The 1,914-nt window shown below is 50.8% G+C and carries 3 pseudogenes; 1 reads left to right on the top strand and 2 read right to left on the bottom strand.

Annotation, left to right across the window (positions count from 1 at the left end):
* Nucleotides 1-84: pseudogene (locus QZ506_RS10120) on the top strand (lipoprotein); the annotation flags it as partial.
* A 40-nt stretch (nt 85-124) separates the two neighbouring features.
* Here the strand turns inward: QZ506_RS10120 and aspA are convergent.
* Together aspA and QZ506_RS10110 are read right to left on the bottom strand one after the other, a co-directional pair.
* Nucleotides 125-1,538 (bottom strand): annotated as a pseudogene (gene aspA / locus QZ506_RS10115) (aspartate ammonia-lyase).
* Nucleotides 1,539-1,773: 235 nt separating this feature from the next.
* A pseudogene (locus QZ506_RS10110) lies at nt 1,774-1,914 on the bottom strand (IS481 family transposase); the annotation flags it as partial.

The raw sequence follows: 1,914 nt of genomic DNA, 5'->3' as shown, positions 1-1,914 counted from the left end.
CAGGTGGGTGAAGCCATGGCCATGGTCAAAGCGCTTAACCGGATCACGCTATTAGGAATGCCGAACAGTATTCGCATCACGTAACAATCGACCCGTATGGGGCGCAGTCGTTACAAGTTCTGATTTATTCAACAAAGCCGGCTGGGTGCATAAGGTTTTGTACTGAGAAAATATCATCCAGTTCGCTTTCGGTCAGCAGACCGCGCTCCAGAACCACTTCACGCACGCTCTTGCCGGTTTCGGCGCAAATTTTGCCGACAATGTCGCCATTGTGGTGGCCAATAAACGGGTTGAGATAGGTAACAATGCCGATGGAGTTGAACACGTAGGCTTCGCATACCGCTTTGTTGGCGGTGATGCCGTTAACGCATTTTTCCAACAGGTTGTGGCAGGCGTTGGTAAGAATATGGATAGATTCAAACATCGCCTGACCGATAACCGGTTCCATCACGTCGAGCTGCAACTGACCCGCTTCAGAGGCCATAGTGACGCAGGTGTCGTTGCCGATCACCTTGAAGCACACCTGATTGACCACTTCCGGTACCACCGGATTGACCTTGGCTGGCATGATAGAAGAGCCTGCCTGTAATTCCGGCAGGTTGATTTCATTGAGGCCAGCGCGCGGGCCGGAAGAGAGCAGGCGAAGGTCGTTACAGATTTTCGATATCTTCACCGCCAGACGTTTTAGCGCACCGTGTACTATCATGTAAGCGCCGCAGTCGGAGGTGGCTTCGATCAAATCCTCGGCCGGCACGCACGGCAGTCCGCTCACTTCAGCCAAACGTTGTACCGCCAACTGCTGGTAACCGTCCGGTGTGTTTAACCGCGTGCCGATGGCCGTCGCGCCCAGATTCACTTCCAGCAGCAACTCGCCGGTGCGCAGCAGGTTTTTGTTCTCTTCGTTAAGCAGCACAGAGAAAGCGTGGAATTCCTGACCCAACGTCATTGGCACCGCATCCTGCAACTGGGTAAGCCCCATCTTCAGAATTGTTTCGAATGCTTTGGCCTTGCGCTCGAAGCCATCAGCCAACTGGGTGATAGCCTCTACCAGCGTCAGGATGGCGCTGTACACCGCAATACGAAAGCCGGTGGGGTAGGGCATCGTTGGTGGACTGACACTTGTTCAGATGATCATTAGGGTTGAGATACTGGTATTCACCTTTGTTATGGCCCATCAGTTCCAGGCCAATATTAGCCAGCACTTCGTTGGTGTTCATGTTCATCGAGGTGCCCGCGCCGCCCTGATAGACATCAACCGGGAACTGATCCATGCATTTGCCATTGTTTAACACTTCATCGCAGGCACGGATAATAGTATCGGCAATTGGGCGGGGAATGGTTTTCAGCTCGCGGTTTGCTAGGGCAGCGGCTTTTTTGACCATCACCATGCCACGCACGAATTCGGGGATATCGCTGATTTTGTGGTTGCTGATGTAAAAATTTTCAATTGCCCGCAGGGTATGAATGCCATAGTAGGCAGCGGCGGGAACTTCACGGGTACCTAACAGGTCTTCTTCAATACGGATGTTGTTTGGCATGAGAGCCTTCTCTTGAATCCTGCAACTTGATGAGAGCGCGTTTTGCTAACCACCCTGGTGTTAACAAAAAAGCGTGTTAACAAATAATCGTGCCAATAAATGCGAGTTATTATCACTATGGTGTTACCACAAAATGTATCACGACAGGCAACATTCGCAGAACGATTGACCATAATTTGTACTAGCTCAGACCTGATCTGACAGTTACCGATTATTTATACAGGTATCTGTCAGATTACATCTGGTTCAGATTCTTTTCTGCCCAGATCCGTTTTCCATCGAGTAAAGTGGCCATCGGCGTACGCCCGCAGCACGTTTTTCCCTGATGAGTTCGCTCATTATTGTAATGCCACAACCAGTTGTCCAGATCTACCTG

Source organism: Candidatus Symbiopectobacterium sp. (assembly GCF_020054415.1).
Taxonomy (GTDB): Bacteria; Pseudomonadota; Gammaproteobacteria; order Enterobacterales; family Enterobacteriaceae; genus Symbiopectobacterium.
Note: the sequence above shows the minus strand (reverse complement) of the source record. Positions and strands in the feature narration are given on the sequence as shown.